The organism is Pseudoalteromonas sp. FUC4, from assembly GCF_008370255.1.
Taxonomy (GTDB): domain Bacteria; phylum Pseudomonadota; class Gammaproteobacteria; order Enterobacterales; family Alteromonadaceae; genus Pseudoalteromonas.
Genome location: NZ_SEUI01000001.1, coordinates 198,389 through 221,771 on the forward strand (window position 1 = coordinate 198,389; position 23,383 = coordinate 221,771).

Genomic DNA, 23,383 nt, shown 5'->3' on the forward strand with positions numbered 1-23,383 from the left:
AGTTATGTATTTATAGTTACTACTCATAATGAATTTTTTCCACTCAGGGTACTCTGAGTGATAACGCACTTTTAATTTTTATGGAGTTTGTATGTCAGATAAACCAGAAGCGTCAGATGTTCAAAAACGTCCGCCGAATAACAATTTTCTTTTCGCCGTTATTATTTTAATAATAGTTGTGTGCGCAGCCGCGTTTGTACTATTAAAGCCAAGTGATGAGCCACAAACACGCACAGAGGTAGAGCAAGCACCAAAAGAGCAACCAATGATGGAGCTTAAACCTGAAAACGATCCCGTAGTTGACGCGCCATCAGTTATGCCAGAAAAGCCAGCAGAGCTTGAAGTGCCAGCACAAAGCCCAAGTGAGCCTGTGCCTGAAGTAAAACCATTACCAACGCTTAATGAAAGCGATGCCGTTGTAGTTGCTAAAATGGACGAGTACCTAAGTGATTCAGTAATGAGCTTAATGGTAACTGACGACGTAATTCGCCGTGGTGTTGTCTTTGTAGATAACCTAGCTAAAGGTAAAGTAGCTAAAAAACACACGCCTGTTGTTCAACCAGAAGAAACGTTTAGCGTAAATGAAGGTGATATTTTAACAATTAACCCTAATAGTTATGAGCGTTATACACCGTATGTAAAAATATTTACCAGTATGAGTGCAGCGCAAGCTGTGCGTATGTACGAAGAATATAAACCACTTATTAATAATGCATACAGTGAAATTGGTTACGGCGATGATGAGTTTAATCAAACGCTAACCGATGCAATCGATTTATTACTTGATACGCCAGAGCCTGAAGGTGACTTGCCGTTACTTCGCGACTCAGTGACGTATCAGTATGCGTTTTCGGAGTGGGAGCAATTACCTGCTGCGCAAAAACAGCTTTTACGTATGGGTCCAGAAAATATGAAAAAAGTAAAAGCAGCACTTCGTAATATAAAAGCGCAGTTAGAGAGTAATTAATACGCACTAAAACAGCTAAATACGCCGCGATTGTATATGAAGTATGCAATCGCACTTTCTTTTTAGATTATCCCTTGAATAACAGAGCAAAAGTAGAGATAATCCTTCCCGCGCCAACCAAGGCCCTCAATGGTAGTCTTATTGGTCCTCTCGCAACACTAGCAGGCGAACCTGGTCAGGCCCGGAAGGGAGCAGCCACAGTTTGTGACGTGTGTGCCGAGATGTGGCTGGTAAGACTGCCACCCAAATTCCTCATTTGGGTGTTGTTTGAAGTATAAGTTGACATATTTGTACTAAAAGATGGCATAAAACAGAAGCATAAGGTGACATAGCTTAGTATTAATCAAATTGTTAAATGGCTCACTCAATAAAATAAAACACTCCCGTGTAAAAACCCTCATAAATTTGCTAGTAAAAAAATAAATCACTTATTTAGTCGAATCCTCTTTAGAGTTTCATGCATGTTTCCATTTTGAATTTTCACCATCAATAGCCGCATTTGAAGCACAACCACTAGGTTACGAATATGAGTTTGATAACCGTACTTGCCGTTACACACTGACTTTATACTTACCCACACAGACGGCATGCAAAAAATTTATAGAAGTAAAACCACAAAGCAAAATTGCTGACGAAGACTTTCGTGCTCGATTTGTTGAAAAGTCGGATAATAACCTTAATTTAATCCACTTTTTTAATCATGCTTTGTATGGCTAGGGTGTTTTTCTTTATTCTCTGGGGTGGCTTGCCTTCGTTTACTCCATTTGATTACGCTTCTAAAAACGCAATGTTTTAACGGTTTATGTTTAAAATTAGTTTAGTTAATTAGATACAGTGCTTTTTTGTATATTTATTGTTATTTAATATTGGTACAATTGTATCTCATGTAAATTTAAAGTGAACGAGCGGGTTTGAGTCTTTTGTGCACTTTTTAACTATAAGATAAAATTATGTCCCAACAAAAAAAAGGATTTACTGTTGCGCTTTTCTTTGCTGTTTCAGTTTTACCTATAAATAATTTGTTAGCTTCTACAGTTAATTTTCAATATGACGCAAGAGGAAGATTAATTGAAGTTAAAGAAAGTAATTCCAAATTAATTACGTATGAATATGATGATGCCGGTAATCGCTTATCTTCAGCAAATGCTGCCATATCAACACCAACACCAACGCCAACACCAACGCCAACACCAACGCCACCTCAACTAGAGCCGGCTATAACGTCATACTCTATTCCAAGTTCAGTGAGATTAGGTTCATCATTTACAGTATCTTGGGTTTCAACCAATACAAGCTATTGTGCAGTATCAATGTTTGGTGATAGCAGTTCTCACCCACGAGAAGCTACCTCGGGATCTGTTTCGTTACGTATTTATGAAAATACCTCTATTGTTATTAAGTGTCATGGCTCTAATGATTCGGCTGCAGTTGGAAAGTTAGTGAAAATTTCATTCTCTGGAGGTCCTGGTGGATTTAATTAATATCAAGGAAGAAATAATGACTAAGAGTATAATAAAAGCAATAGCAATTTGCTTTCTAGCGTATTCAACTTATACACATGCTGAAGATGATTACACCCCAATTAAACCTTTAAACGTTAAGCAAGATGTAAATTCTGTAAATCTACTTAGTGGTAAGTATTATCCAACGTTACCTTCATTGAGCGTTCCTGCAGCTCCAAGACTTTCGTTTGAAACACTTCAAAAATTTAACTCAAAAATAACGGGAACACTTTACAAAAGTACTACTTGGAATAATATCGGTAGTTCTGAAAGGACTGAAATCTATTCTTTAACATATGGTGGTGTTACTTCAGAGCAGTTTAACTGTAAATCATATGACTGTGAATCTACCGATAATTACGGTTCAAGCCTATTTGGGAATATAAACACAAAGAATTCAAGATTAGAATACAGGCAAGGTGGAACAGGAATAAGAGTTGAGTATGACTCCAACTCATCTTTTTTCAGCTGGAATGACCCTTATAATAATAAAGCCAAAGAAGGTACTTGGTACGTAACTAGAGTTTTTTATCCTGATGGTGAAACAATAACATTTGATTATGACAAGGTTTTTGATCCAAATATCAGCCCCTTTATTACATTCCATAGACCTATCAGTGTTGAAAGTAATTTGGGTTACAAGCTAAAACTTACTTATCTATCGGATGACCTAACAACTGGAGCTTCGGGATGGAGTAAGGTTTCAACAGCTACAATTGTTAAAACAAACTCTCCGAGTGAGGCTTTAGCGAAATTTACTTATACAAGCAACACGATTACCGATTTACTTGGAAGAACTTGGAATTATTCAGGGTTTAGTAATGCGCTTGGTTCAAGCGATACAAGTAGAAATTTTTCATTAAGACTACCTTCTGATTCAAGTAATACTATAAGTGTTACTTCTAACAATAAAAATCATGGAGCGGCAACTCACAATTACTTTGTAACCAATGTTACTAAAAATGGTGTTGCATATAATTATACCTATATAGCCGCATCGGGAACTGGAAAAGATCCTAATAAACAGTTTACAAAAGTCACTATTACTGGTCCTGATAGCTACAGACGAGTTATTGATTTAGATGTTCTAGGGGGGTCAAATAAACGTTCATTTATTACCAAAGATACTAACGCATACGGACAAAGCACTCTCTATAAATACTTAGGTGGTAGGCTTAAAGAAATAACTTTCCCAGAGGGGAATAAAGAGTTATATGAGTTTGATGCCCATGGCAATGTTACAAAAAGAACAAATATAGCAAAATCAGGTTCAGGAATAGCCAATATAGTTACTACAGCTAATTATGATATCTATAATTGTACAAAGGTAGAGTGTTTTAAACCCACCTCAATTACTGATGCTAAGGGCAATACGACAGATTACACCTTCGCAAGCCATGGTGGCATGCTCACTAAACTTGAGCCAGCAGATAAAAACAATAATCGTCGCCTAACAACAAATACTTGGCAAGAAATTAATGGTTTTACGCGCTTAAAAAGCACTAACGTTTGTACTCAAAGTAGTTGCTCATCAACTGATAGACAAGTTACAAACTATACATACTGGGGGAATACAAACCTACCTAAAACGGTGACTAAAACCAATGGTGTAGGGGTATTAAAGCAAGTAACAACCTATACCTATGATAATGCTGGGAGAGTAGCGATTGAAGATGGACCACTGGCAGGTACTGATGATGCAATATATTATCGATATGACAATGCAGGTAGAAAAATATGGGAAATTGGTGCAAAAAACCAGCGAGGGTATCGTGTAGCACAGCGTTTCACGTATCGTAACGAAGATGACCAATTTCGCATCATCGAAACAGGTACGCTTACATCACCTACAAGCACGTCGTTGAGTGTTTATAATACCGAAACAATCGCTTATAACACGAGAAATTTAGCGACTAAAAAAGAAATTAGCTCGCCATCAAAAAAAGAAGCCGTTACACAGTTTACTTACGACACACGAAATAGGTTAATGTGTACTGCTACTCGCATGAACGCCTCTACATTCAATAGCCTACCAAGCTCTGCATGTTCACTTGCGTCAGAAGGTGTCGATGGCCCAGATCGTATTACCCGTAACTATTACGACAGACTCTCTCGTTCGACAAAAGTCACCTCTGGGTATAACACACCTGATGCTGGTAACGATATTGAGATTGCGTATACAGCAAATGGTGAAATCTACACACGTAAAGATGGTGAAGGAAATGTCACGTCTTATACGTATGATGGTTTTGACCGTTTAAAGCGTACTACATTTGAAGATAATACCTATGAGCAAAATAGCTATGATGCAAATAGTAATTTAAAAACGTGGCGCAAAAGGGACGGTAAAATACTTACACACTATTACGATGCTATTAATAAGAAAACGCAAACAACTGTTCCGGGTGAATCAACACTGTATTTTAATCACGATGGTCTAGGGCGAAACACAAGTGTAATACGCAGCTTAAGCAAGGTAAGTTTTACCTATGATGAATTGAGTCGATTAAAAACAACGACTACGAACAACCGTACATTAGCTTACACATACGATATTGGTGATAGAAAAACACGGTTAACTCACCCAGATGGTTTTTATGTGACTTACGCATTTGATGCGACAGGGGCATTAACATCAATAAAAGAAAACGGCAGTAACTTACTTGCAAATTATACCTATAACTCTAAAGGACAACTTACTAGTATTTTCAGAGGGAATGATACATCAAGTTCAGTAGGTTACGACACAAAAGGACGTGTTACAGCGTTTAATCATTCAGGTATAAATAATACTAGTTTTGGTTATAACTATGCGAACCAGCTTAAGTCAAAAACAGTTAGTAATAACAATTATCAGATTCAAATCCCTACAGTCGGTGAGCAAAATTATTACACCAATGATTTAAATCAATATACAAGTGTTGGCGGTAAAAGCCTAACTTATGACACTAACGGCAACCTAAAAACTTATGATGGTTGGGGTTATACCTACAATGCGCATAACCGCCTAAAATCAGCAATTAAACTTGGTAGCAGCCTAGCGCTTGGTTATGATGCAATAGGGCGTTTAAATTATACTACTTTAAATAGAGTTAAAACGACCTTCTCATATGATGCAAACGAACTGGTTGCGGAATACAACAACAGCGGTAGTCTATTACGTCGCTATGTTCATGGTATAGGCGAAGATGACCCGCTAGTGTGGTACGAAGGTAGTGGCACAGGTAACAAGCGCTATTTACACGCAGATGAACGCGGTTCAATTGTTAGTGAAACGAATGGCTCAGGTTCAATTGTCGCTACGCATAAATATGGCCCATTTGGTGAGCCGATTAATACCAGCTCATCGCGTTTTCGATATACAGGGCAAATCTTAATTCCGGGCACTGAGCTGTACTACTACAAAGCACGGATTTATCATCCAAAGTTAGGCAGGTTCTTGCAAACTGACCCGATTGGCTATGACGATGGCATGAATATGTATGCCTATGTTGGGAATGATCCAGTTAACTTTACAGATCCTACTGGTGAGACACGAAACAGAAACCAAATGCGAGGGGCGGCTGTTGGCTATGCTGTGGCTTCTGCGGCAGAGGCGTATTTCGATAAGGGAACTCCAGAACACGGCTATGCTGTAAAAATGAAGGGAATATATTCAAATATCATGTCTGGCAAAACAGGGAAAATACATAACAATAAGAAAGGCAATCAACCAGCAGAGCAATATGCTCTAAAAGACAGGGATACAGGTGATGTCAAAAAGTATGGCGAGACTACACGAGGTGAGGATAAATTTGGAAAAGGACAACAACAGAGGTACTCTAAAAAGGAGTTGAAAGCGAATAATGTTGACTATGTTAAAGAAGCTTCTGGCACTAAAAAAGAAATGCATGAGCTTCAAACAGATAAGATTAGGCAACATACGCAAGAACATGGTAAGCGACCGCCCATGAATAAAACTGATTATTAGGAGTTACTTTGAGAATTTGGATTGGTGGTGAAATAGAAAGCTCTATAGAAGATGATTTCCGTAAGGCTAGATCAAAAGTCGAAAAGTCGATTAACGAAAACATAGAACAAAACACATACAATATTCCTGTTGAAAGCTGGGATTGTATCGCCATAGTACGAGATGATGAGCAGCTTGAAGAGTTGTTTGCATACGATAGCCGTAACAACGATATGGACTTTCGGTTGAGAGTTGATTATCAAAGATTTTTAGTAGGTAATAGTAATGAGCAAGAACAACAAGTATTTGAAATCTGCTTACGTAGCCTTAGGAAACTTCAAGAATTTATAGGAAGCTCGACAGACTTAAGTAACCTTATTAAAGATGTAAGTAAAATTGGAAAGCTACATGGGTGGCTTTCTTAGTCAATTTTGAATCTAGAGCCTCGCTAGTCGGGGCTAGGATTAAAATGTCGAGATCAAATAACTTTGCTCTCAAATTAAAATAAACTAGACATCCACCCTAATTTTTTGCAGTTAGGCACAGTTTTATTTGTTCAATTAGAGTGGCTGTCTAGTTTAATTTGTTAAAAAATGGCTCTGGTTCAATAATAGCAACACATAAATACGGCCCATTTGGAGAGCCGATTAATACCAGCTCATCGCGTTTTCGATATACAGGGCAAATCTTAATTCCGGGCACTGAGCTGTACTACTACAAAGCACGGATTTATCATCCAAAGCTAGGTCGTTTCTTACAAACTGACCCTATTGGTTATGACGATGGCATGAACATGTATGCTTATGTTGGGAATGATCCAATAAACAGTATCGATCCTACTGGCCAAAAATGTGAATCTGCTGATGGTAGTACTACCTGTACACCTGAAAATTCAGACTTCGAACCTTTTACCTTCCCTACACCAGAAGGTTGGGAAGATTTTGGCAGTGGCGACAATGATTATCACGACTATACATTTGAAGATGACGCAGGAAATGGTGGAGATGGATATGGCTCAGCATTAAAAAGTGAGTTAGTGAATAGTCCTACTAATGATAGCAATGCTGCAACTGAATCTGGCGCTTTAAATGACGTAGGCCCTCTTGCACCATTTTCAGGTGTCGATAATGTGACATCTTACACTAAAGGTGAGGGGATAATGAATGTTACAGAAGCAAATCATACTGTAGGGTCAGGTTTTGTAATGCGTAAAATTGTACCTAATGGAAAAGGCGGCTTTAAAATAGTAACTTACGGTGAAGGTAATTCATTAAAGCAATTAGTTCCGGGGGCTGATGGCATGGCAAAAAGGTTTTGGACAAGGAATGCTAAAAAAAATAATATCTGGGGCTAGGAATTAAAAAATGGATAAATTGAATAAAGGCTTAAAAGTTTTAGTTCCTGTATTAGTTTATTTTGTTGTTCTAATGCTATTCAGTATCAAAACGATTTACTATTTTAATGAAAACCAATATGGTGGGTTTATGTAATATGTTTCTCTGTATTATTTACATATTTTGTTTACCTCTGCCATTCGTTAAAACTAAGTGGTATATGGTTGTTAATATGTTTTTCATTTGTTTTGGGGTACATGCCATTTGAAACTGAGGTACCAAGAATATTCGATTTAATTACTAACAAACACGCGACTTTAAGTGGGCTAGCGAGCAATATTGATATTTATCCCATAGGTGTCTTTGTAGATTTATTTTTCTACCCAGTGTTGATTTTTATTTTGTTGCTAGTTGTAAAGCGCACTTTAAAACCTTAGAGGCCAACTTAAATTTATTCGGATTTATTTGAATCCAAAGCCTCGCTAGCCGGGGCTAGGGTTCAACCCACCAATCTATTTGCTCTCAACCCAAAGCCAGCGGAAGCTGGTTTTGTTTTTTGGGGTTCAATGAAAATAGTCGTCTGGTGCTAAATTCAATTGGGTGATTTGCTCAGGACTGAATCCGTGGCGAAGGAGTTGGAAATCTCTCATCTGCACTTCGGCTTTTTTTCCTTCGCCAATAACTTGATAAAGGCTACCGCTAGCGGTTTTGATTAACTGATTGTTAGGTGATATTTCTACTATTCTTGATGTGCTAATGTAATCGTTTGGTGCGAATCGGTACGTCATGTCATCGACACAGATACCCCATAAAATTTATCCAATCATTTTCTTCACCATCAAAAATTGAAACTTAACGGTGTTTAAGTCTTAATGAGAAATATCTATTTCTACTAAATTAATCGGAATTTTTTAGCATTAAAAAACTGGCTTTGGTATCAGGAGCTTTTAATTTAAGAAAACCAGTCACTTTATGCCATTTTATGATTCAACTCTATGTCAACTTACGCTTCACTTACGACGCTGTAGCTCAGTAAAAGTATATGTTCTTATGTCAACTTACACTTCAAACAACATTGGGTGTTTAAATTAATAAGCTTAATTCTTCAAAAACATTTCATCTCATAAAATAATGCAATTAATTTATGGATTACAGTACAAGTTATTGTTTTATTTTTGTTGAAAGTATTAATAACAACCACGTCTTAATATTAACAAGTTGTAAGGTTGTTTCTCTTTTTAGCATATTGCTTATCCCCACTTCGTAAATGCGACTTAAGTCTAGATTGTTTAGTACGAAGTTAGGATTAGAATAATGTGAAATTTAGAAAGGGGCTCAAAATGAACTTGGAACGTATTCGCAATAGTAATCTACACAATAAAGTTATGTCTGCTGAGCAGGCAAGTCTGTTTATTAAAGATGGAATGACTGTAGGGATGAGTGGCTTCACTCGTGCCGGAGAAGCTAAAGCAGTACCCAGGGCATTAATTGAGCAAGTCAAAAAAAATCCTATCAAAATAAATTTAATGACGGGCGCTTCACTAGGTAATGATCTCGACAAGCTATTAACGGAAGCGGGTATTTTAGCGCGTCGTATGCCTTTTCAAGTAGATAGCACCTTGCGTAAAGCGATTAATAACGGCGAAGTAATGTTTATTGATCAGCATTTATCTGAAACAGTTGAGCATTTACGTAATCATCAATTAACCATGCCTGATGTAGCTGTTATTGAAGCAGTAGCTATTACCGAAGAAGGGCATATTGTGCCTACTACATCGGTTGGTAATTCAGCGAGTTTTGCTATTTTTGCAAAAGAAGTCATTGTTGAAATTAATATGCTGCATAACCCGAATCTTGAAGGTTTGCACGATATATACATTCCATCGTATCGTCCTACTCGCCAACCAATGCCGTTAGTTAAAGTAGACGACCGTATTGGTAGCACTGCTATTCCTATCGACCCTGCAAAAATTGTTGGTATTGTTTTTACTAACCAAAGCGATTCGTTTTCGACCGTTACCGACCCTGATGAAGACACCGCATCAATTGCGCGCCATTTAGTTAACTTTTTTAAAGAAGAAGTGGTTCAAAATAAATTGCCAGCTAATTTAGGTCCGCTACAAGCTGGCATTGGTAACATTGCAAATGCGGTAATGATGGGATTACTCGACTCTGACTTTAAAGACCTAACAATGTACTCTGAAGTACTACAAGATTCGACGTTTGACTTAATTGATGCAGGTAAGATGAGCTTTGCATCAGGCAGTTCAATTGTTTTGTCTGAGCGTTGTAACGCGCAAGTATTTAATAATTTAGAAAAATACAAAGACAAGCTAGTGCTACGCCCTCAAGAAATTTCGAACCACCCTGAAATAGTACGCCGTTTAGGTATTATTGCCATTAATACTGCGCTTGAGTTTGATATGTACGGCAATGTAAATTCAACACATGTGTGTGGCACACGGATGATGAATGGTATAGGCGGCTCGGGTGATTTTGCACGTAATGCTCATTTAGCAATATTTGTAACTAAATCGATTGCTAAAGATGGGGCTATTTCAAGCGTAGTGCCTATGGCGAGTCATGTTGATCATAACGAACACGATGTTGATATTTTAGTAACCGAGCAAGGCTTAGCTGATTTACGTGGTTTAGCGCCGCGTGAGCGTGCTGTACAAGTTATTAAGCACTGTGTGCATCCAGAGTATCGCGAAGCATTGTTAGACTATTACAATCGCGCTTGTGAGCGTGGCGGGCATACTCCTCATTTACTTGAAGAAGCATTTAGTTGGCATGTTCGCTTGGAGCAAGAAGGCAGTATGAAAAAAGTATCTGCAACAGATACCCAAATACCGCTATCAGCTTAAGCTTTATTTTGGCTAACTGATAGATACTTTAAACGCTCCATTTAGGAGCGTTTTTATTTAGAAAATAAATAATATTAATTATTAATTAGGCTTTATCAATTGGACGATTAAGCCTGATGCTAAAGCGTTTAAATAAAATCGAGGGTTAGTAATAAGCGTTGCTCGTTTGCAGCTACCGGTGGTGAGCGATGCACTAAACCTGCTCCTTCGTTGTCATCCCAGTACTCGCCTTTAAGCAGGGCAACATCACCTTCTGTTAGCTGGTTAATATTACTTAAGCTTTTAAATAATCCAGACTCTTCATCGGATTTACCTAAATTACCAGTACCTAGTTTTGAGCGATTTACATCACTGTGATTTAACCACTGCGTTGCAACGCCTTGGTAAGTGGTAACTAATCGGCACGGAATTTTGTCTACATGAAAGCGTGGGCACATAGGCTTATCTAATATTTTTAGCCTTAAACCGGCGCGTTTTAAATCAAATAGGCAGCAAAACATTTCAACCAACAGTGCGATATCTTCACACAGCGCTTTAACTTCATCGCGATTATTATCTTCTGGCTTAAGTGCTTTTATTAATTGATCAAACGCATCATCGGGCGATACAGCAAGTTCTAATGATTTTAACGCGCTGGTGGCAAGGAGTGTATTAACTGCACTTGTTAATGTTTGCTCAAGGCTTCTTTGCCAAATAACAATGTTAGTGTCTTGGTTATAAATTTGAGGCAATACATTGGCATCACACTCTTTAGCGGCTCTTCGGTAAAGTGGTTCTGCTGGCTTTATTTGCGCTGTTAACGCGGCTAGGGCATTCATTACTCTTCCTCCCAAATAGGAAATGGGTCGTTATAGGTTCTCCAAAAATCTTTACCTTTAAGTACGGCATCTTCTGGGAGTAGGCAGTCATCAAGAGCCTCAATCATCGCTTGTTGATTCAAAGACTGACCAATAAACACCAGTTCTTGGCGCATATCACCAAAGGGCTCTACCCATTTACTGTTTATATCAGCAAGTAGTTCGGGCTCTGTGGGCCAGTCTTTTTTAGGAATTGCTTTATAAAACATGCCAGCAAATCCGTAATGAGCTATGCCACCAGCTTGGCTCCATTGCGCGCAAAATAAAGGGCGAGTAGCCAGCCAAAAATAACCTTTAGAGCGAATGAGTTTGCCAAATTGCTCGGTATTGTGAAGAAAGTTATAAAACTTTTCAGGATCAAACGGACGGCGCGCCGTATAGTTAAAGCTGCTAATACCATACTCTTCGGTCTCGGGAATATGTTCTCCGCGCATTTCTTTAAGCCAACCAGGGGCTTGTTGTGCGCGTTCAAAATCAAACAGACCGGTGTTTAGTACTTCATTAATATTAATACTGCCATTTGATATAGGAATAATTTTGGCTTGAGTATTAAGTGTATTTAAAATGGCAGAGAGTTTATTTAACTGCTCCTCGGTTACTAAATCGATTTTACTAATTAAAATTACATCAGCAAATTCAACTTGGTCTACAAGTAAGTCGGTTACGCTTCGCTCGTCGTCTTCACCAAGTGACTCGCCAGTATCTTGTAAATCGTTTGCTTGCTCGTAATCGTTTAAAAAGTTAACCGCATCAACTACCGTTACCATCGTATCAAGGGTGGCAACATCACCAAGTGAAACACCGCTTTCATCGGCAAAGGTAAAAGTTTCGGCAACCGGTAGGGGTTCCGATATTCCTGTTGATTCAATAACCAGGTAATCAAATTGACCATCTTTAGCTAGCTTACCAACTTCAATAAGCAAGTCCTCTCGAAGGGTGCAGCAAATACAGCCGTTACTCATTTCAACTAGCTTTTCATCGCTGTGACTGAGCGATACATCACTTTTAATTGTGGCTGCATCAATATTTATATCGCTCATATCGTTAACTATAACGGCTACTTTTTTGCCTTCTCTGTTGTTAAGAATATGACTAAGTACGGTGGTTTTACCAGCCCCTAAAAAACCTGATAACACTGTGACGGGCAGTTTATTTATCATTTTTAAATCTTACTAAATTACATTTGTCGGTATGTTATATTATATCAATTTTATATTCTAGTAATGCTAGCCGTTTATTAACTGCTAAATAGATGAGAATAAAGTATCTCATTGTTTTAAATGCTATTCGTTCTAAAACTTAGAAGGTTATTGCAGAGCGATTCCATTGATTTTGCAAATGATAAGAGTTATCATTTTGGTTGTTGTCTTCTTGCATTCTCCTAGGGACTTTTATGTTTAACCGAACTAATTTGGCGCTCAGTATTGCTGCATCTCTTTCTGCCTTTTCTAATGTGGCACTTGCTGAACAAAATAACGATATTGAAAAAATAGAAGTAACTGGCCGTGCCCAGCAATTTTATCTAGAAACAGAAAGTAAAATTGGAACTAAAACTAATTTAGACCTTATTAAGCTACCGCAATCGGCTCAGGTTTTAACCGAACAACTTATAATTGACCAAGCTGCGCGTGACATTACCGACTTATACCGCTCAATTGCGGGTGTGAGTGAATATAGCTACTCAGGCGTAACTTTTCGTGGTTTTAGAGACGATGCCAATGTATTTTATGATGGCGTGCGCGGCGACCCATATTCGGGCTTTGGTGTACCACAATTATTTAATGTAGAACGTGTTGAAGTATTAAAGGGGCCTGCCTCTGCTTTGTATGGTGGTGGCGAACCAGGTGGGATGATTAATTACGTAACCAAAAAGCCAAGCTACACACAAAAGCGTGAATTAAAGCTTACTTTGGGTAACTATAACACCCGAGGTGCATCACTCGACATGACCGGTGGTTTAAGCGATACAATGGCTTATAGATTAGGTGGTTACTATGAGGAGCAAGATAGCTTTCGTAACAATGCAGACTCAAAAAACACCGAGCTGACAGGTGGATTGTTATTTGATTTAAGTGATTCAACAACTCTAACCACAAGTGTTGACTACATTAAACAAGACCTAGGCGGAAATCGCCTACGTGGCGTACCGGTAGATGACAACGGCAATTTTTTAGTTGACCCAAGTTATAACGCTAATGAAGCGGTTGATTATCAAGATATGGAAGCGTTGGTGCTTCAAGCCGAGATAAGTCATTACTTTAGTGATGATTTTTCTGTAAGTAGCACACTGCGTTACATGGATAACGAACGCGATCAAGGCTACCATGAGTCGCAAAGCTGGGTAGATGTAAACGGTGATGGCGTTGCTAATATTGACGACGAAACGATTAAGCGTGAATACCGCAAGCAATATCGCGCTAATGAAGAAACAAGCTTAACCACCGACTTTGTTTATAACTTTGGACAAGGACAATTAACCCATCAGTTTTTATTTGGTGGTGATTACCACACCGTTGATACCGAATATGACTACTTTCGTGCCCGATATGAGGCTGATGGCGTCGCTAATTTAAATATTTTTAATTTAAACTACGGTGAAACCGATCCAAGTACATACAATTTAACTGACATGAATCGCGATGGTGTTGATACCGACCGATTTGGTGTATACGCACAAGACGTAATTAGCATAGGCGAGCAGTGGACAATAATTGCAGGTTTGCGCTATGACCATTTTAAAGAGTTTAATCAAGAAACTGGTTTTAGTTACTCAGATAACGACATAACGCCGCGCGTTGCTGTTACCTATCAACCAGTAGAAAACACATCGGTATATATTAACTACTCAGAGAGTTTCAACCCTACATCATCAACCGACCAAGAAGATGTTGAAGGCGAAGGTAATTTAGCACCAGAAACCGGTAAGCAAACCGAACTGGGTATGAAAAACCAATGGCTCGACGGCAAAATAATGAGCACCTTTGCAGTTTACCAAATTAATAAAGAAAACGTGGTAATGAGTAACCCTGATGATACTGGCGCGGGGGATGGCATTGCTGCACTTTTAAATATAGGTGAAGTAGAAAGCCGAGGCTTTGAAACAACTTTAGTCGGCGATTTATCAGCGCACTGGACGGTAACGGCTAACTACGCATACAACGATACGCAAGTGGTAGACGGCGTAACGGGTGATACGCTTTCAAATACATTTGGAGACGGTTCGCGCTTTGCTAATGCACCACGCCACCAGGCAGGTTTATGGACTCGCTACGCTATTGATTCAATTGACTCATCAATTGCATTTGGTGCAAATTACGTAAGTGAGCAACTGAGTACCAGTGGTCAAAAAGTAAAACCATTTACCGTATTTGATATGAGCTGGACGAGTCGCTTTGACGACGTGTTATTGAGTGTAAATATTAATAACCTGTTTGATAAAGAATACGCGGTTAGTGGATTTAGTGAGCGAAACGGCCACTTTCCTGGCAGCCCTCGTGAAATTGTGGGGCAAATAACCTACAAGTTTTAATACTTATTTAGCGCGAGAATTACTCGCGCTTTTTTAAGTATCGCCTTGCACCTTTTTATCATTATTAAATTTAGCGGATTCTTGAGTAGTGTTAATAGCCGTAATAGGGAAGGGGATTACAATACCTTCTTTTTTATAGCGTTTATGCAGGGCTTTTATAAAAGCAGATTTAACCCAAAAACGATTAAAGTATTCTTTAGCTCTAAGCATTACCGTAAAGTTAATGCTTGATCTATCAAAGGTATGAAAAACCACAAAGGTATTGTAATCATCAACGCCCCATTCGTGTGAAATAAGTATTTCACGAGCTACCTCAAGTGTTACTTGCTCAACAAATTCTAAATCTGAATCGTAATGCACGCTTATATCAACAGGCACGCTTAGCTCTTTTTCAGGGTAAAAGTAGTTAATAATACGCGATTTAGATAATTGGCTATTTGGTATAATAATCATATTGTTGGGCAGCATTTTAACCCATGTAGATCGCCAGCCTATATGATCAACAAAGCCTTGCTCCTTAGATTCAAGTTCAATAAAATCACCCACCCTTATAGGTTTATCTATTACTAGCTGTACGCCAGAAAAAAAGTTTTCAAGGGTAGGTTGCAAGGCAAGAGCAACAGCCAGTGATGTAATACCTAGCGAGGCAATAATGGGTGTGATAGAAATACCTAACGTGCCCATTAATACCAGTAATCCCACTGACGATAATGTGACGCGTATCACGCCTTTAATTATGCTTTTTGAATTAAAAACCACGGCAGATTGTTTACCATAGTAATTAATAGTGCCAATAATAAAACGGTCTAAAAACATAATAAGTGCAAGCAGCGCTAATACAATATTAATGCTATTAAAAGGGATCTGCTGAGAAATAGAAGTACTAATAATGAAGGTGTCGTGCTCTAAAATGGTGAGCAGCACAATAATTGTGCACAGTGTTAGCGGTTTAGATATTGACTCTATTAGTAATGTATCGAATATAAACGTGGTTTTTGAAGTCCATTTTTTTAGCCAGTACATTACAAAAAAACGAATTAAAAACAGTAGTATAGCTATAAGTAAAAGAGAGGACGCTGCGCTTAACCAAGGTGTGCTGTTAGAAAATTCCAGCGCTTTATTTAGCATAACTTAAACCTGTTCAATATAGTTTTATATATATTGCAGCAAGTTATGTACCTTTGTTTGGTTAAAAGTAGCTGCCGAGTTTAGTCGGCAGCAAATATTATACTTTTTTGGCTAACCACATACCGCCTAACACGGCTGCAAAAAATAATAAAAACTCCATTTTAAGAGACACCAATTGAACCAAACCAGGCCCTGGGCATATACCACTTAAACCCCAGCCTAAACCAAAAAGTACTGAGCCGATAATTAAGCGCGCATCAATATTTTTTAAATTACTTAAATTAAACGTTCCTGAAATAAGTGGCTTCTCTTTTTTTGCAACCCATAACCATGTAAGCATCATTATTAGCATGGCAACAGCCATCACTATAATTAAGCTTGGGTCCCATTGGTTTCCATAGGTAAGAAAGTTAATCACTTTAGCAGGGTTTGTCATCCCGCTAATAATAAGTCCTAAGCCAAATATAAAGCCTATAACAACCATCATAATTGCTTTCATTATTTATCCTACAAGGTTTGCTGTAATGAAGGCGACAAGCATAAATGTGCATGTTGCAACCCAAGAGCGAGTAGAAAATCGCGACATGCCACACACGCCATGGCCACTTGTACACCCATTAGCTAACGTTGTACCTGCACCAACTAAAAGCCCTGCAACAACAATAAGCCAAGGCGGCAACTGTAATTCGCCTTCTAATAAAGAGGGCGAAAATACCTTTACTGCCACTCCTGCCAACAACAACCCTAAAATAAAGTATAACTGCCAACGCGAGCCCGAATTTGCTTTAGCAAATACAGACTTAACAATGCCCGATATGCCCGCAATTTTTCCGTATAAAACCAGTAGTAACGTACACGCTATACCTATTAATGCCCCGCCTATTGCAGCCGATACTGGGGTGAATTCTGTTACCATTTTTAAATTTCCCAAACAATAGAAACGCCTACACCGGTTTGTTTCATTTCTATTGATAATTGTTGATTAGGCGCTAAGTAGTTAGCACCCGTTACTTTTTTGCTGGCGATTAATAGCACCGCTTTTAAAAATCACATAGATTCGAGCGTTTTACCGCGTGTTTCTTTTATGTATTTAACAACAAAGAATATGCTTATAAGTGCCGATAACGCATAAAAGCCATAAGCACCGGCAAGGCCTATATTGGCAAGCATAATAGGGAAGGTCATGGTAATGGCAAAGTTAGCAATCCATTGTGCGCTAGCCGCAACAGCAAGCGCTGCGCCGCGAATGCGGTTATTAAACATCTCGCCTAATAATACCCATACAACAGGGCCCCAACTTAAGCCAAAAAATACCACAAATAAGTTAGCCATAATAAGCGCAAATGTACCCATATTATCGCTAAGGGCAAGTTTGCCTGCTTCATCAAGGCCTGCACTGCCAAATATATAAGTAAGCGCGCTTAAGCTGATAAACATACCAATACTGCCTACTAATAGCAGTGGTTTACGGCCAATTTTGTCAACTAGGGCAATGGCAATAAAGGTCGATACAATATTAGTAGTACCTGCGAGTACATTTATAAATAGCGATTGCGACTCGTCAAATCCAGCTGCTTGCCACAGCTCAGAGCCGTAATAAAACACCACGTTAATACCCACAAATTGCTGAAACACACTCAGCACCACACCCGCCCAAACAATTGGGTGTACTTTTTTACTGTTATCAATAAATAAATCGCGAATACTTGGCTTTTTATCGCTATGCAATGAGCGTTTAACATCGCTTATTTGCGCATCAACGTTGTCGTTCGAAATTTTACTAAATACCGTTTTTGCATCATCCACTTTACCTTGCGCCACTAAATAACGAGGCGACTCAGGAATAAACAACACACCCACTAAAAACAGTACAGCAGGCACAAGCTCAGCCCAAAACATCCAGCGCCAAGCGGCTATATCAAGCATTAAAATATTTTGCGCGCTACCTGCTGCATCAGCTATTAAATAGTTACTTAAAAAAGCAGCAAATAAACCCAATACAATAGCGAGTTGTTGCAATGTAGCTAAACGACCACGTAGTGCTGGTGGCGCAACTTCAGCAATGTAAGCTGGCGCTAATACCGATGCAGCACCAATACCTAAACCACCAAATAAACGGTAAAAAATAAACTCCGCAGAGCTTTCGCTAATGCCCGAACCAAAGGCACTAATGGCAAAAATAATCGCAGTGACGATCATAATTGAACGGCGACCAAACTTATCAGCCAGCGGCCCCGCAGCAAGCGCACCTAGGGCGCACCCTAATAACACAGACGCTACGTTAAACCCCGTAGCCACACTGCTAGAATTAAATGCATTACCGAGCGCCGACACTGTGCCGTTAATAACGCCCGAATCAAAACCAAATAAAAAGCCACCAATAGCAGCAACGGCCGATATAAATATTACGTAAATAAGAGAGGTGTTTTCAGCTGTGTTGGCTGAATGGGAAGGCGGTGTGTGCGTTGTCATTATATGCCCTGAAAGTTAAATTAAATTCAAAGGAGCATAATATCGTAAAGCGTTCTAGTTGAATATGCTTGTGCGGGTATAAAGGGTTTGGCGAGTATAAATTATGTTGTTTTTAAAGGTTTCAACTTAATGGCTTTAATTTAAAGGTATTAGCTTACCGGCGTTACTTTAAAATTAAGTTACTGCCTTTTTAGATAACACAGACTGAATTTTAATAAATAATATGCTTTGTATAGGAAGTGCCTGTTGGAACAATATTACTGTTCTGTACCTTTAAGTGTGCTTTTGCAATTACATAAATTGATAGGAAGTTAGGTAATTGTTTACAAGTGATTATTTGGTGGTTAAGGTAAATGCATTGAATATAGGAACATTGTCGGTTTATAAAACGACAGATATCGTAGATAAAGTTGTTAGTAAGCAATTGTACATGGAGTGTAAATGCCTAGAGTTGATAAAAGGGTCCTATTATTAGATTTCTTCCGAGAGAAAGAGAAAGATGGAAGATCTTTTACTTTTCAAGATGCAGCTGAAAAAACAGGTTATAGTCCTAAGAGCGTTAATAAATATATATCCGAAAAGCTAAAAGGAAAATTTATATTTAAATCTGAAAAAGGTGGCTGGGTTTCTGAGGGATGTTCTCAGCTATCAAATGACGATTTTGTCCGTTTAATGTCACAAAGTACGGCTGCAAAAGTACTAACGCCAGATGAGAAAATTTATCAAAAGCTAATAAAACGTAGCCTTGATGCATTTACACTTGCTTTAGAAGTTTATAATCGCCCAAGCTTAAGTAATCGAGTTGAAGCTTTTGCTATTATGATGGTTAATTCTTGGGAGTTATTTTTAAAAGCTGAAGTTTTAGATTCTTTAGGTCATGAGAAGGTTTTTTATTCCAATGGTAAAAGTATTAGTATCTCAGATGCTTTACCGCTGCGATTACAAAATAATGACCCCGTAAAAAAGAACATTGAAACATTAATTCAGCTAAGAGATCATGCTACTCATCTTCTTATACCTGAATTACAACCTCAACTATCACGACTTTTCCAAGCTAATGTTTTAAATTACCAAGAACGTTATAAAAATCAAATGGGCAATTCCCCACTATCAGGACAAAGTGTGGGAATGTTGAGTTTAGTCATTGATGGACCAGAACCTGAAATAGGCGTTATAAAAGAATCATATGGTGAATTAACGGCCAAAGAAGTTTTAACTTTTTTAAAACAGTTTGAAGAAACTAGTAAAGATGTTGATTCTGATAAATATACAATATCAATCGATTATAAGCTTAAGTTATCTAAAAAAACGGATGAAGCTGATCTCACTTTGAGTACAGGTGTAGACGGGCAACAGGCAGTGATAATCACTACAGCAAAAGACCTGAATGCTACTCACCCGTATACTACTAATTCTGCAATCGAGCAAATCAACCGAGATCAGTCAGAGTTAAAAGTTACGTCTTACTCGTTTCAAGCAGTACTTTTTAAGCATAAAATTAAGGCAAATAACAACTCTGAATATCACAACTACACAGATATCCATCGATATTCTGCTAAATTTGTAAACTGGTTTGTAAATAATCTAGTTAAACAAAACAACTGGTTAAAGAGTGCTGTTGATTCATATAAGAAACGGTGAAGTTGCTCGTTTCTCGCTGGAACCCCAAAACTGCGTGGCGATTTAGTTTTGGTGCTTCGCCAAACTATAACCAAATTGGCGCTAAGTTTTGGTTGCCCATAAGCGGGCTTTACGTGTTTAGGAGTGAAATTTGACTTTTATATGTATTGGTATAGTAACTTTGATTCTTACTTACTACGCTCAAATCAAAGCCGGTGATAAGTGGAACAATTTTTTAGTTTACGTATTTTCTGGTTTAACGTATTTTTGTGCTTATATTTTAATCGACATTGAGACTGATGTGTTCGACATTGTTTATAGTATTTTTTCGATATTTTTTATATTTTCAACGTTATTTGTTACTTTGCTAATAAAACCCGATAAGTCTAGATAAATATTATTGATATAACACATAACAAATAGTTAAGCGTTATCAATCGCTAATCCATAGCTAGCTTAAAAGTATTTTTAGCACTATTTATAGTGCTAAATCTTGCTCAGTTCCTGCTTCACGCTTCAGAGTTATTAAAATACTCTTTTTGCAATTCTATAGTCAGTGCTTTAGGGCGAATGCCTTGTACTAGGTCGTATACCTCTTCTTTTGTGTAACCTGCCGAGTTTAAAATAAGCGCAGCAACCAACCCTGTGCGGCCAGTGCCGCCTTTGCAATGTATGGCAATGGTTTGTTTGTGTTGTATGGCTTGTAATATGTCGCTTTTTACATTTAGTGCTTATTGACTCTACATTATTTTTATATGGCAACTATAAGCATTACTGATTACAAGTTTAAGATTGAATAATAAGCATAAATGCTAGATACTGTTTTTATATACAGTTATGGCGATATTATGAAAAAAGAATTACCAGCAAAATACTATTTAGCGCATTTTAAAGAGCTTATTGAGTTTGTAACAAGTAAATGTATGCATTTACTTGAGCCCAAGCATAGTGAATTTATTAGTAAAATTAATCAGCTAGATGAGCAAAGCCAGTGCATGTTGGCGCGTGTGTACTCGCGCAAGCCTTATTTGGTGCAGGCGCAATCGCTTAATTATGAAGAAATAACATCGCCGCATCAGGCTATTTATACGCTAAAAAAAGCAGGCATTTTATTTGAGCCAAATGAGCAGCATTATTCGCAGCTTTTAGCGCACTTAACTAAGCCTTCTCTGGTTGAGTTGCTAAGTAATTACAGTGAGCAAATAAGCTTTAAAAAAAGCGCCGCTAAAGGCGCGCTGGTGGATATTGCGCGAGAGTTTTTTAAAGCATGCCCACAAGAGCTTGCGCCACTTTATAGCCAGTATGTAATTAACAACCGTAGTGATTACTACGAATATTTTGAGTTTTTATTTGCAGGCAAACTAAGTGGTGGTGATGTGAATCATCAAAACCGTTTTGTAATGCGAGACTTAGGCTTAACCGCTACGCGCGAAGGCCACAGCGAGAGCTTGTCGCGCTTTGAAACACTTGACGAAGCACAATCAAACTATTTATTAAACCGTTACCGGTTAGCATTTAAAAATATTACAGATGAGAGCGATTACGTCGATTTAGCGTCGCAGGTTTTAGTGCAAGCTGCACATGGTGCAATTGCCGTTGTATTAAAAAACAAACTATTAGTTAGGCTTTATAGGCAGCTAAAAACAGTTGATAGCGAACTTGCTTTTAGTTTACTTGAAGGGTGCGTGGATGATAGCGAAGCACAAGAAATTCAAATAAGAGAGCAATACAGGCTTGGCAATAAAGAGTGGGTAAAAGCACGATTAGAAGCCATTATCGAAAATCCCCTTACTGATGATTTACTGTATTTTGCTGACGATTTTTTAATGCGTAAGTTTAATAAAAAAACACGTTCGCGTTTAAGTGCCATGCTTGCCGACACTCAGTGCGTGCTAGAAATAGATGAACTATACCGAGGTGAAGTAGAGCAGGGCGTAAACGATTATTATACTCGCCAAGGTATGGCTGTATTTAATACCGAAAACACGCTTTGGCAAAGTTTGTTTGGTTTAGTATTTTGGCATGAGTTATTTGTGGAGTCGCCTTATCCGCCATGCAATGAGTTTGATATTTATCCGCAAGTATTAAGGCTTGGTAATTTTTATGAAGCGCAGCAAACGCAGATAAATGAACGCTTAGCACAGTGCCAAACGTCGCAAGCATTACTTAACTTAGTATGCAAAAATGCAGCGCAATACTTTGAGCAACCTAACGGTTTGTTTAGATGGCGCAGCAATTTATTAGAGCCACTAGAAGCGCTTATTTTAAACAGCCCACTTAAGGCATTAATTACTCATTTAACGGCTATGAGCAAACATTATTTACAGCTAAAAGACGGCTACCCCGACTTAATGGTAATAAATAATGGCAAAGTACATTTTGAAGAGGTAAAAGCCCCTGGCGATAAGCTTAGGCGCAACCAATTAACCACCATTGATAATTTAAAAAATGTGGGCTTAACGGTATATATTGCTGCGGTTAAGTGGTTTGTAGACCCTAACCGTATTTACAGTGTGGTCGATATAGAAACCACAGGCGGCTTAAAAGGCGGTAACCGTATTACCGAAATTGGCCTTGTAAAAGTACAGCACGGTAAAGTAATTGATACTTGGACTAGCTTAGTTAACCCCGAGCGCCATATACCTGGCTTTATTACGTCATTAACCGGTATTAGCGATAGTATGGTTTACAACGCGCCTGTATTTGCCGATATAGCCAAGCCGCTATTAGATAAACTCGCAGGCAGTATTTTTGTAGCCCATAACGTGAACTTTGACTACGGCTTTATTAAAAAAGAGTGTGAGGTTGCAGGGCACTTTTTTAAAATGCCAAAAATGTGCACCGTGGTTGAATCGCGCAAAGCGTTTAAAGGCTTAAAGTCGTATTCGCTGGGGAATCTCTCATCGCATTTTAATTTAAATTTAACCAGCCATCACCGCGCATTGGCTGATGCCACTGCCACTGCCGAGTTACTATTACTTATTCAGGAATCCCAAAGTAGTGAATAGATCCTCAGGTTAACTAAAAGCCACTAACTAGTTATGCTATGAATAGTCAGCACTTAATTGAAAATTAATTATGTGCTGATGTTTAAAGTAGGTCTTTAATACCACTTAGACTTCGAAGTCTAAGTGGTGCGCTTTGTTTGTATTTCCCCT

At 38.4% G+C, this 23,383-nt stretch carries 16 protein-coding genes, 1 other RNA gene and 1 pseudogene; 10 read left to right on the forward strand and 8 right to left on the reverse strand.

Features of this window, described 5'->3' with window-relative positions; genetic code table 11:
* The first annotated feature begins 91 nt into the window (after positions 1-91).
* The 6 genes from EU510_RS00935 to EU510_RS00965 all read left to right on the forward strand — a co-directional run bounded on the left by EU510_RS00935 (position 92) and on the right by EU510_RS00965 (position 7,772).
* The gene (locus tag EU510_RS00935) at positions 92-967 is read left to right on the forward strand and encodes a DUF3014 domain-containing protein (RefSeq protein WP_149591864.1); all 876 of its coding nucleotides are present in this window, start codon (positions 92-94) and stop codon (positions 965-967) included.
* 139 nt (positions 968-1,106) lie between these two features.
* Positions 1,107-1,203, forward strand: an RNA gene (gene ffs / locus EU510_RS00940) — signal recognition particle sRNA small type.
* 714 nt (positions 1,204-1,917) lie between these two features.
* Positions 1,918-2,448 (forward strand): RHS repeat domain-containing protein, encoded by a 531-nt coding sequence (locus tag EU510_RS00950; RefSeq protein WP_149591865.1) that lies wholly within the window; start codon positions 1,918-1,920, stop codon positions 2,446-2,448.
* Entirely contained in the window at positions 2,435-6,439 is a 4,005-nt protein-coding gene (locus EU510_RS00955) for an RHS repeat domain-containing protein (protein ID WP_149591866.1), read from the forward strand. Before EU510_RS00950 ends, EU510_RS00955 begins: the two co-directional genes overlap by 14 nt.
* Before the next feature lie 8 nt (positions 6,440-6,447).
* Positions 6,448-6,843 (forward strand): Imm44 family immunity protein, encoded by a 396-nt coding sequence (locus EU510_RS00960; RefSeq protein ID WP_149591867.1) that lies wholly within the window; start codon positions 6,448-6,450, stop codon positions 6,841-6,843.
* Positions 6,844-7,001: 158 nt separating this feature from the next.
* Positions 7,002-7,772, forward strand: a complete 771-nt coding sequence (locus EU510_RS00965; RefSeq protein ID WP_149591868.1) for an RHS repeat-associated core domain-containing protein — start codon at positions 7,002-7,004, stop codon at positions 7,770-7,772.
* Positions 7,773-8,315: 543 nt separating this feature from the next.
* On the opposite strand, the gene EU510_RS00970 is transcribed toward EU510_RS00965, so the two are convergent.
* Positions 8,316-8,540, reverse strand: coding sequence for a hypothetical protein (locus EU510_RS00970; RefSeq protein ID WP_231614084.1), 225 nt, complete (start codon positions 8,538-8,540; stop codon positions 8,316-8,318).
* Between the two features lie 552 nt (positions 8,541-9,092).
* On the opposite strand from EU510_RS00970, the gene EU510_RS00975 reads away from it, so the two are divergent.
* Positions 9,093-10,619 carry an acetyl-CoA hydrolase/transferase family protein gene (locus EU510_RS00975; protein ID WP_149591869.1) on the forward strand — a complete coding sequence of 509 codons (1,527 nt, stop codon included), beginning with the start codon at positions 9,093-9,095 and terminating at the stop codon, positions 10,617-10,619.
* A gap of 128 nt (positions 10,620-10,747) precedes the next feature.
* Here EU510_RS00975 and EU510_RS00980 read toward each other — a convergent pair whose 3' ends face one another.
* The gene (locus EU510_RS00980) at positions 10,748-11,437 is read right to left on the reverse strand and encodes a DUF1826 domain-containing protein (RefSeq protein WP_149591870.1); all 690 of its coding nucleotides are present in this window, start codon (positions 11,435-11,437) and stop codon (positions 10,748-10,750) included.
* A complete protein-coding gene (gene zigA, locus EU510_RS00985; protein ID WP_149591871.1) occupies positions 11,437-12,636 on the reverse strand; it encodes a zinc metallochaperone GTPase ZigA in 1,200 nt (399 codons plus the stop codon). The genes EU510_RS00980 and zigA overlap by 1 nt, the downstream gene beginning before the upstream one ends.
* A gap of 233 nt (positions 12,637-12,869) precedes the next feature.
* Between zigA and EU510_RS00990 the strand changes: the two genes are divergently transcribed.
* Complete coding sequence (locus EU510_RS00990) at positions 12,870-15,005, forward strand: TonB-dependent siderophore receptor (protein WP_149591872.1); 2,136 nt, start codon at positions 12,870-12,872, stop codon at positions 15,003-15,005.
* Positions 15,006-15,038: 33 nt separating this feature from the next.
* Here EU510_RS00990 and EU510_RS00995 read toward each other — a convergent pair whose 3' ends face one another.
* The 4 genes from EU510_RS00995 to EU510_RS01010 form a co-directional block, all read right to left on the reverse strand.
* Positions 15,039-16,133, reverse strand: a complete 1,095-nt coding sequence (locus tag EU510_RS00995; protein WP_149591873.1) for a mechanosensitive ion channel family protein — start codon at positions 16,131-16,133, stop codon at positions 15,039-15,041.
* 97 nt (positions 16,134-16,230) lie between these two features.
* Complete coding sequence (locus EU510_RS01000; protein WP_149591874.1) at positions 16,231-16,632, reverse strand: DUF6691 family protein; 402 nt, start codon at positions 16,630-16,632, stop codon at positions 16,231-16,233.
* A 3-nt stretch (positions 16,633-16,635) separates the two neighbouring features.
* The gene (locus EU510_RS01005) at positions 16,636-17,049 is read right to left on the reverse strand and encodes a YeeE/YedE family protein (protein ID WP_149591875.1); all 414 of its coding nucleotides are present in this window, start codon (positions 17,047-17,049) and stop codon (positions 16,636-16,638) included.
* A 131-nt stretch (positions 17,050-17,180) separates the two neighbouring features.
* Positions 17,181-18,605: a sugar porter family MFS transporter gene (locus EU510_RS01010; RefSeq protein WP_149591876.1), complete on the reverse strand. Its 1,425-nt coding sequence runs from the start codon at positions 18,603-18,605 to the stop codon at positions 17,181-17,183.
* A gap of 441 nt (positions 18,606-19,046) precedes the next feature.
* Between EU510_RS01010 and EU510_RS01015 the strand changes: the two genes are divergently transcribed.
* Complete coding sequence (locus tag EU510_RS01015; protein ID WP_188085384.1) at positions 19,047-20,246, forward strand: DUF3644 domain-containing protein; 1,200 nt, start codon at positions 19,047-19,049, stop codon at positions 20,244-20,246.
* Between the two features lie 488 nt (positions 20,247-20,734).
* On the opposite strand, the pseudogene EU510_RS01020 reads toward EU510_RS01015, so the two are convergent.
* Positions 20,735-20,944, reverse strand: a pseudogene (locus EU510_RS01020) (tyrosine-protein phosphatase); the annotation flags it as partial.
* 90 nt (positions 20,945-21,034) lie between these two features.
* On the opposite strand from EU510_RS01020, the gene EU510_RS01025 reads away from it, so the two are divergent.
* A complete protein-coding gene (locus EU510_RS01025) occupies positions 21,035-23,233 on the forward strand; it encodes an exonuclease domain-containing protein (RefSeq protein ID WP_149591877.1) in 2,199 nt (732 codons plus the stop codon).
* Positions 23,234-23,383: the final 150 nt, after the last annotated feature.